Origin of the sequence: Micromonospora sp. NPDC000207, assembly GCF_040300925.1 — a bacterium.
Lineage (GTDB): Bacteria > Actinomycetota > Actinomycetes > Mycobacteriales > Micromonosporaceae > Micromonospora.
Window position 1 is genome coordinate 1 of record NZ_JBEPEQ010000161.1, and the last position, 9896, is coordinate 9896.

Consider the following 9896-nt stretch of genomic DNA (forward strand, 5'->3'; position numbering starts at 1 on the left):
GTGGCACCCGAACCGGGTGCCACCACGGGCCGCCGTCGTCGTCGGACCGACCCACCAGTGACGCACCGCCGCATCCCCGCACCCCGGCACCCCGGCCGGCGGCCACCACGCCGGACGGACCGCCTCGGGCACCCGAGGACCCGTGTCGACACCCGGACCCGACCTGATGTCGATCTTCACCACCGACACGTTCGTCGGGTCGGACCCGACGGCCCTCCCCCGACAGGCGGTTCGCCGGCCGCCCCGACGGTCGGTCGTCACCGGGCACCCGAGGGACCGACCGAGGATCAGCGACTCGCCTGAAAGGAACGTGATCGACAGTCGTCTAGCGGACACCGGCGGACATGGCACCGACGAGGGCGTTGTGACACGGTCTTTCGGGTCACCCTGACGTCCACAGGGGACCGTCCGACTTGGGAGTCAACCCGTCATGAGCAACCCCGGCCCGCTTGGGCAGCCTCCGCACGTCCCGCCCACCCCGGCTCCCGGTTGGCAGCCGGCACCCGTCCCCGGCGCCGCCCCGGCCCGCCGCAGGGGCTGGCTCGTGCCGGTACTCGTCGGAGTGGCCGCAGTCGTCGTCCTGTGCTGCGGGGGCGCGATCGCCGTCGTCGCCACCGGTGACACCACGACAGGTGACGCCACCAGCCCTGCCGCCGCCCCCGCGTCCCCGGAGACCGGGGGGAGTTCCCCGGCAGACGAGGGTGCACCGGCGAAGAAGCCGAAGAAGGACGAGCCCGCCGAGGAGGAGAAGCCGAAGGCGTACGGCGTCGGCGACCCGGTACGCGGGGGTGACTTCCAGTTCACAGTGCACGGCGTCAAGTGCGGCCTCACCCAGGTCGGCACCGACTTCCTCAACAAGAAGGCGCAGGGCTCCTACTGTCGGGTCAGCGTCACCACCAAGAACATGACAAAGAAGGCGCAGATGTTCCACGCCGACAACGTGTTGCGGGCCGAGGACGGCGAGGGCCGGGAGTACAAGCCCGACGGGGTGGCCGCCATGTACGGCAACGACGACGCTCAGGGGTTCCTCGACGAGATCAACCCGGGCAACTCGGTGCGAGCGAACGTCTTCTTCGACGTACCGAAGGGTGTGAAGCTCAAGACGCTCGTCTTCGACGCCGGGCTGTTCACCCTCGCCGAAGACGCCGTCGTGACGCTCTGACCGCGACACCGCAATGGCGCCGCCCCCCATTCATTCACTGACGCGATTCCGACACCACCGGACTCTCCTATCGGCACCCGATCTGTCGCAGTGCGGACACCGTGCGCCACACGCTTTCCGGCCCCGTCGACATAACCGCCTTCCGCACCCTCCGACGGCGTCGCCCGAAACCCACGAATGGGCAGTTCAGCAGCCCTGAGGAGGGAATTTTGCACGCCGTGGCGAACGACCGGCACGAGCGGCGGTTCGGAGGATGGTGAATTCCACCGGGAGGCGATCCGCGACGATTCGGCGAGCAGCGGCCATTGCTGGGAACTGCGGCCGTTGGGTACGTTGTGCCACGGCCGACGCCGATTTCCCCTTCTCTCACTGTGGCAGAGTGCGACCGGCCTCATCGGAGACTCCATGATCAGTACGTTGATGGTCCCTGTCCACCTCGACGCCCTGCACTGTCCGGCCGATCGGGTCGTGGTGCGCTCCACCGCCGACTACAGCAGACTGCCCTACTTCGACGGTCGCTCCGACCGCAACGGGGACGTCGCCCAGATCAGCGAGGAGATCGTCGGCCGGCCCTTCCAGGACGACACGGCGGTCCTGCAGGCGGGCGTACACCTGCACTGGGCTCTTCCGGACGCCCTGACCCGGGGCCGACAGCGTCCCGACCAGCCTGCCGGGACCGTGCGGTTCCCGGCGGTGCCCAACCGGTGGCTGGTCCGACGCGGTGAAACCGGGACCCTGCCGGCCCGCAGCTGGGTGGTCGAGAGCGACTACCTGCACCCCGACGGCACCGGCGACGCGGCGGGCGTGGCGGTGCCGTACCCGCCCGCACCGGCGCAGGGCCGCCACCGCCCGTTCCGGTACCTGGGCCGCGCCGTCCCGTTCGAACTGTGGCGGGCGGGCGACCCGTCCGCCGCCTACGTCGACACCCTGACCGCCGTCGGCTTCGCCATGGCAGACGGCTCCGGACACAGCGACCCCACCTTCGCCGCCCTCTACTCCAACTGCCACAGCGTGTTCGGGTTCCACGACGCCCAGGTCGTCGACGTCAAGGGCCTCCGGTACGACCTCGTCGGCTGGTACGACGACCCCGAACAGGACTTCCTGCGGACCGTGACCGGGACCCTCGAAGAGTACGCCGGGTGGTCGGCCACCGACGACGCGGCGGTGACCCGGACGGTCTGCTACGCGAGCTGCGGCTTCACCGCACCCGTCGCCGCCCCGACGGCGGGTCCGACGGTCGTCACCATCGGCAACACCGCCACCGAGGCGCTCTCCGTGGCCCTCGCCAAGACCCTCGACAGCGCCGACCGGTACCGGGTCGAGGACCAGATCGAGGCGATCCTGCTGGCCGGGCGGACCGCACACCGGCAGGTGGACGTCGACGCGAAGTTCCGCGAGGCCCGACACGAGCGGGGCTTCGTCGCCCGCCCGGGAGGACAGCTGTGGACGATCGTCGACGACCGGGCCACCACCGACCCGGTGCCCGCCGACGCGGACGCGGCACAGGCCCGCGCCGAGGTGCCGCTCTCCCTCGCCCCTCGGCTCGCCGGCCTGCTCGCCGCCCTCAACGACGCCCAGCAGGTCCGCGACCGGACCGCCGCCGAGCTGGAGTCGCTGCGGACGCAACTCTTCGCCGACTGGTACAAGTACCAACTCTGCCTCTACCCGCCTGACGACGACCCGGAGACCTACCCGGACGTCGACGAGGTGCGGGCCTTCCTCGAAGGGCGGAGCATGGCCCGGGTGGCCGAACTGGCCGCCGCCCTACAGCCCGAGGGCGACACCCCGGAGACCCGGTTGCGGTCGGCGTACGCTGCTGCCGCCGCCGCGCTCGACGCACTCAACTCGACCGAGGCGCTCCGCGCGGCCGACACCAGGTACGCGCTCACCCCGACCCAGTCCACCCGCTACTGGCAGCCCACCGACCCGGTCGTGCACCTGATGTGCCAGGACGCCCGGCTCAGCGACCGGCACGGCCAGGACGGGGTGCTCATCTGCCCCACAGTGCCGCAGGAGTTGCTGCTCGACGTCGTCGCCGGTGAACCGAAGGCCCTCGACGTCCTCCTGGCGACGGTGCGCGACGCCGACAACTTCGCCTTCGACGACAGCGACGGCAGCCCCTGGCACCCGTTCCGACTGGAATGGGAGGTCGAGGTGTTCCCGCTGCGCACCGGCGGGAACGTCCACCCGGAGGTGGACAGCTACGACCCCGACTTCGTCACCGGCAACTTCACCCTCGACCACACCGGACCGGACCTGGTCCCCACCGGGGCCGCGCCCACGCTCGCCGCAGCCGCGGCGGTGTACAGCGGGTCGTCGCTGCTGACCCCGCACGCCGGTGAGCGGCTGCGGGGCGCGCTCGCCGAGTACCTTGCCGAGACGGTCCTGCCCGACTTCTACGCCGCGACCGGCGTCACCCCGGTCGAGGACCCGAGCAGCATCGCCGTGCAGCTGCGGGACTGGTACACAGCCCAGGGACCCGCCGACCCGGTCGCCGTCGCCGTCGGGGCGTACGCCCTGGTGGCCCGGATGGACTGCCTCGCCCCGTCGCTCGGCGGGTTCCACGACGCCCTGCTCATGCACCGGACAGTGCCCCAGCTGCCGATCGGCGACCCGATCGGCTTCCCCGAGGACCGGGTGTTCGCCGAGGCCGTCGCCGACGCCGTCGGCATCAGCAACCGCAGCGCCCCCGAACCGCTCGACGACTTCGCCCCGATCCGCTCCGGGGCGCTGCGACTGCTGCGTCTGCGGCTCGTCGACACGTTCGGGCAGACCCGTGACGTCGACTGCGGGCGGGTCGTCGCGGCGGAGAGCCTGACGGTGACCGGGAACCCCGACCTGGTGGCCCTGCCGCCCCGGCTGAGCCAACCCGCCCGGGTGGTGTTCCGCTGGCTCGCCGCCGACCGGGACGGGGAGACCAACGAACACCCCGACACCGGCCCGGTCTGCGGGTGGTTCCTGCCCGACCACCTCGACACCAGCGTGATGGTCTACGACAACGAGGGTCGGGCGCTCGGCTACGTCGACCAGAAGGCACAGTGGTGTCCGGCGCCGGGCGGCACCGGCGCGCAGTCGGTGGACGACATCGTCAACCCGCATTTGCGGTCGACGATCACCGACATCCTCGGCCACGGGCCGGACTTCGTCGACCAGTTCATGGACGTCCTCGACCGGGCCCTCGACAACATCGAGCCGGAGGGGGTGGACCAGCACGTCGACCTGGCCGTCCTGATCGGCCGCCCGGTCGCGCTGGTCCGCGCGGCGGTCGACCTGGAGGTGCTCGGGCTACCCGCCGTCCACCAGGGATGGAACGCGTTCCGGGGGGACCTCGGCCGCACCACCCGGGACACCGACGGCTTCACCCGGGTCGGGTTCCCGATCCGGATCGGCGCCCACGACCAACTCGACGACGGCACCATCGGCTACTGGGTCGAGGGCGACCCGACCCTGCGTACGCCGCTGTCGGTGGCCTATTCGCACCCGGCGATCCGTACCTGCGCCGACGGGCCGCTCGACGTCACGCAGGCGATCGACGCGGCCCCCCGGGTGCTGCGCCTGCTGCTCGACCCGAGGGGGAAGGTCCACGTGACCTCGGGCATCGCACCGGTCAAGGCGATCGGCGTCCCGGCCGCGCACTACGCCACGTCGATGTCCGCGATCGAGATGACCTTCCCCTGCACGCCCCTGCTGACCGACCTGTCCGGGGTGAACCTGCCGCTGCCGACGGAGCCGGGGTACCGCTGGTCGTGGCTGAGCCACACCGGTGACACCTGGTCGGAGGTGAGCACCGCCGCCGCCATCGACCGGGACGTCTTCGTCTCGGCGCTGGCCGAACGGCTGTGGGACCACCTGAGCGACCCGCACGTCGGCTGGCTGACTCCGGTGCCCGGCCGGGCCGGGACGCTGCGGGTGGCGGCCGACGACGAGCGGGCCGGCGCCCTGCTCGACCCGACGATGCGGGCCATGACGGACACGGTCGAGGCCGTCCTGACCGCACTCGGTGACCTCCAGGTGCACCGGGAGACGGTGTTGTCACGACTGGCCGACACCGTCGCCGTCCCGGCCTGGAACCTGCTGGTGGCCCCCGAGGTCGGCTGGCTGATACCGCCACCTGCGGGCACCGGGCGGGCCGTGGTCGTCCCGAGCGACGGCAGACCGGCCCTGACCGGTGTGCTGGCCGGAGCCGAGCCGCTCGTCGAGGTGATCCTCGACCTCGGTGCGGAGCGCGTCGGCCCGGCCAGCACCACAGCCGTTCCCGCCGCCCCGCAGGTACTGCGTGCCGGCTGGCTCAAGCTGCGTCACGACGACTAGAGAAGGCGGCACGCGTGCAACGAGACATTCGACTCGACCTCACCGTCGAGGAGACGAACGTGGTGCTTGACGCACTGGGGCAGCTGCCGTACGTGCGGGTCCACCTGCTCATCGACAAGGTGCAACGGCAGGCGACCACCCAACTCCAGGCCCCCAAGGACACGACGGAGGCAGCCCAGTGACCGGGTTCGACCAAGACCTGCTGGCTCACCTGCGCCTCGACGCACTGCTCGACGGGGCGGCGGCGGACAGCTCCCCGCACGCCCGGCACGGCGTCGTCACCGGCACCCCGACCGTCGTCCCCGACGACCAGTTCGGCAGCTGCCTGCGCTTCGGCGGCACCGACCACATCCGGATCGCCGACCTGATCCCGTCCGCCGCAGGCCCCAACCCGCCCCACAGTGTGACCGGCTGGGTCCGGGTGGACAGTTACCCGGCCCGACGGGCCTGGCTGGTCAACCTGGGCCAGTCGGGAGTCGGCGCGCACCACTGGCTGCTCAACCCGGGCGGGAACACCCAGCTCGGGGTCTGGAGCGGCGCGGCGGCCACCCCCAAGCTGCCGCTGGGCCGGTGGATCCACCTGGCCACGGTGCACGACGGGACGTCACTCACCTGCTACGTGGACGGCGAACCGACAGGCGCTGCGCTCCCCGCCAAGTTCAACTTCACCTCCTACCGCGGCGACCTGGCCCGCGCCGAGGAGAGCGAGTCGGGCTTCGCCGGCCGGATGGCGGGTTTCCGGGTGTACGCGCGCGCACTCAGCGCCGCCGACGTCGGTCAGGTGATGGACGACGACCGCAGCGCGATGGCCGCGTTCCGGCGCAGCCACCCGCTCGCGTTCAGCCTGCACGACAGCGACGCCCAACCGGTCCTGGCGATCGTCGACGACCCGACCGGCACCACGATGCAGCTGGAGGTGACGAACACCGCCAGCCAGGCCGTCCAGCTCTCGTCCGTTCCCACCGGCGCCGCCCACCTGGAGCTGGGTTTCCGCCCGGGGGTCCTGGCGCTCGACCCCACCGACCCGCTCACAGTCACCGGCCCGACGGGGTGGAAGTCCAGTGTCGGCACCGGTGCCGACGGCGGGACCACAGTCGCCCTGGTCGGCCCCGAGGGGACGACCGTCGACCCGGGCAAAACGCTGCGGTTCACCCTGCGCAACATCGGCGCGGACGGTCGGGGAGGCACCCGGGGTACCCGGGTCCAGCTGCGCTACGACCGACTCACCCACGTCGACGACGTGACCCTGTTGACCGGTCGGCGGGTGCAGCATCTCAGCCTGGTCAACCGGCGGGGCCAGCAGCACATCCCCCTCCAGGTCGGGTTCGTCGGCTTCAACACCATCCTCAGCGACGGTGTCAGCTCCGCCACCCTGCGGCTGCGTCTGACCAACGTGTCGAAGCAGCCGATCCCGCTGGCCCCGAGCGGCGGCGACGCCCCCTCGGCGCTCCTGCTGTCCTTCGACAACCAGCCCGCGGACTGGGCGATGGGGACCACCGCGCAGCTCAAGAGCGTCACGGTGAGCGCCGACAAGTGGGTCGCCACGGTCCCGACCGAGCAGGGCCAGACCCTGCAGTGGCGGCTGACCACCCCGACGCAGGTGGCCCTCGGCGCCGGGGAGAGCATCCTGGTCACCCTCGCCGGGCTGATCGGCCGCCCACCGTCGGGACACGCCCGCCTCCTGCTGCACTACGAGAACATGCCGGGGTACTGGGACGGGCACCTCGCTGTGGTGATCGAGAAGGCCCCGCTGGTGTACCGGGACGTCACCCTGCCGGGCGGCACCGTCGACGCCCGGGTCGGCATCGGCGTCTCCGCACCCCAGGCGAAGCTGCACGTCGGCGGGGGCGCCATCATGCCCAGCGCGGGTACCGGCGAACAGGCCGGAATCCTGTTCCCGAAGGATCCCGGCGGCGGGGGCTCGGACGCGGCCTGGATCCGCTACTACCCCCGCTCCGGGGAACGGACCACGCTGGAGATCGGCACCTCGAACGACCCGGACGACCACATCGCCCTGATGTCCTCGGGCAACGTCGGGATCAACACCGTCGAGCCCGGTGGACGCCTGCACATCGTGCACACCCCGCAGAACGGGAACGGCAACGCGCTGGTCATCGGCCCGACGACCGACTCTCACCTGCGGTTGGGTTACCACACCGACTACAGCTGGATCCAGTCGCACGGCAACCGTCCCCTGCTGATCAACCCGATCAGCAACCGGGTCGGCCTGGGGTTGGCCGATCCGACGGGCACCCTGGACATCGCCCGGGGCAGCGCCCCCGGCGGCACCCTGCAGATCCGGGGCAGCCAGCGGATCTCGCACTTCAACTACGACACCGACGAGCACACGTACCTGCGGGGCGGCAAGACCAACGCCAACGTCTACATCAACGACAACGGGGGCAACGTCGTCGTCGGCTCCACGGACCCGCAGGGTCACCGGCTGTTCGTCAACGGCCCCGCCAAGGTGCTCGGGTTGACGGTCAACAGCGGCACCCGGTTCGGCCGGATCCAGGCCGGGCACTTCGAGGCCGGGTCGCACAGCGGCGGCGTCAAGGAGGTGCAGATCACCTTCCCGGAGCGGTTCTCCCGAGCCCCGATGGTGATGGTCACCGTCCGCAACGAGGGCTACTACGCAGACACCTTCACGGCCACCGTCAAGTACGTCGACAACGGCTACGTCAAGGTCAACATCCTGCGCGTCGACTCGCACCGCGCGCGCTGGGACCAGAACGTCCGGCTCGACTGGTTCGCCTGGGAATAGGACGGTAGCCGACAATGACCTGGACAGTGACGATCCACCACATCGACATCGGATCGATCGGTGACGCGACTGTCATCGACGCCCGGCACCCCGGCGGCCCGGGGAACCCGGCGATCCGCCGTACCGTCCTGATCGACGGCGGGAAGGGCAACGCGGCGCCGATCGTCGACGGGTACCTCGCCGGGATCGGGGTCAACCAGGTGGACGTCATCATCGTCACCCACTTCGACGAGGACCACTTCTACGGCATCAGCAAGCTGTTGCGGGGCACGGCGGGCACCCCCGCCCGGTACCAGCACGCCATCCTCTACGACATGGGACGGCTACCCGCCGAACGCGACGAGCGGGAGAAGGTCGACCAGTACAACAAGCGCCAGTACGCGCTGAGCGAGTACGCCAAGTACCGGCAGGCCATCTCCACGATGCCCGCCACCTTCCGACACGCCACGGGCCGGGTCAACAGCTTCGACATCGTCTCCTGGAACGCGGCCACCGGTGCGGCGGTGGCGCCCGGGATCCTGACCCGCAACATCGGCGGTGGCGGCCCGCGCAACTACCAGGTCCCCCACTGGCTCCTCGACAAGGACGTGCTCTGGGGCAACGGGGAGGACGGTCAGGGCGGCAACCCGTGGACCGTCCAGGCGGCAGCGGCCTACGCCCCCAACCGGCCGGTCCTGCGCTGCATCGCCGTCAACAAGTGGGTGTTGCAGAACGGCGGCGGCGCGGCGTACTGCTCCAACGCCCCGCAGAGCCGGGGCATGACCCAGGGTGACGTCGCCGACACGGAGAACGCCAACGACAACGCCAAGAGCCTGGGGTTCGTCCTGGAGTTCAACAACTTCAAGTACTACGTGGCCGGCGACCTCGAACAGCCGCAGGAGGACGGATGGGTCAACCTCAACGCCGTCGTTCCGGGTGCCCCCGTGCCGGGTGCGGTGTTCCGGTTGAACCAGACCGACACCATGGCCGACCGGGTGCACGCCATGAAGGCCAGCCACCACGGCGCCCAGACCGCGTCGTCGCGCACCTTCATCACCCGGCTGCGCCCCGGTGCCGCGTTCATCTCCACCGGCCGGGGCAACAAGTTCAAGCACCCGGCGCAGCGGACCATCAACGTCCTGGACGGCTACCAGGAGATTCCCCCGCTGGCCGACGCCAACTCCCGTAACCGGCACCCACCCACCCCACCGCCGCCACCGGCCCGGGCCGTCCCGCACTACCTGACCGGGTACCAGGACCCGGTCAACCTGCTCGCCCTCGGTGGCGACGCCTCGCAGACCGCCGGCGACCCGGCGGTGCCCACACCGGGGCACATCCGGCTCACCGTCACCGAGGCCGAGTCGCTGCTCTCACCGCTCGGCCAGACCTACCGGGGCACCCGGGCCGCCCTGGACCACGTCACCGCCGGACTCGGCCTTGCGGCACCCGCCGCCGCGGTCCTGGACGCCGTCGCCGGCGCGTCGGCGACCTACGGCGCGGCCCGCGCCGTCACCGCCCTCCTCGGGTTACCCGCGCTGCTGGCCAGTCACGCGCTGGCCGGCGCCGCGTCGATGGGCGACGACGAACTCGCCGGCGTCCACCGCGTCGGGATCGCGAACGCCGCGGTGAACGCCGCCGCCGGCGGCGCGGCGGCGGTCACCGCAGCGATCAACGTGTTCG

6 protein-coding genes are annotated in these 9896 nt (G+C 71.3%); 5 read left to right on the top strand and 1 reads right to left on the bottom strand.

The genetic code is table 11. The features are described 5' to 3' along the window. Positions 1–180: hypothetical protein (locus tag ABT336_RS25525; protein ID WP_350899840.1), on the bottom strand; the 180-nt coding region annotated here is incomplete at its 3' end. 250 nt (positions 181–430) lie between these two features. On the opposite strand from ABT336_RS25525, the gene ABT336_RS25530 reads away from it, so the two are divergent. The 5 genes from ABT336_RS25530 to ABT336_RS25550 all read left to right on the top strand — a co-directional run. Continuing rightward, positions 431–1162: a DUF4352 domain-containing protein gene (locus ABT336_RS25530; protein WP_350899842.1), complete on the top strand. Its 732-nt coding sequence runs from the start codon at positions 431–433 to the stop codon at positions 1160–1162. 405 nt (positions 1163–1567) lie between these two features. Beyond that, entirely contained in the window at positions 1568–5473 is a 3906-nt protein-coding gene (locus tag ABT336_RS25535; protein WP_350899844.1) for a hypothetical protein, read from the top strand. Between the two features lie 14 nt (positions 5474–5487). Then, the gene (locus ABT336_RS25540) at positions 5488–5655 is read left to right on the top strand and encodes a hypothetical protein (RefSeq protein ID WP_350899846.1); all 168 of its coding nucleotides are present in this window, start codon (positions 5488–5490) and stop codon (positions 5653–5655) included. Then, positions 5652–8237 carry a LamG domain-containing protein gene (locus tag ABT336_RS25545; RefSeq protein ID WP_350899848.1) on the top strand — a complete coding sequence of 862 codons (2586 nt, stop codon included), beginning with the start codon at positions 5652–5654 and terminating at the stop codon, positions 8235–8237. Before ABT336_RS25540 ends, ABT336_RS25545 begins: the two co-directional genes overlap by 4 nt. 14 nt (positions 8238–8251) lie before the next feature. Then, the coding region (locus ABT336_RS25550; RefSeq protein ID WP_350899850.1) for a ComEC/Rec2 family competence protein at positions 8252–9896 on the top strand (1645 nt) is incomplete at its 3' end.

Bases quoted from the DNA above. Each gene is read 5' to 3' on its own strand.
- ABT336_RS25535 (WP_350899844.1), top strand. From the start codon at position 1,568: ATGATCAGTACGTTGATGGTCCCTGTCCACCTCGACGCCCTGCACTGT.
- ABT336_RS25530 (WP_350899842.1), top strand. From the start codon at position 431: ATGAGCAACCCCGGCCCGCTTGGGCAGCCTCCGCACGTCCCGCCCACC.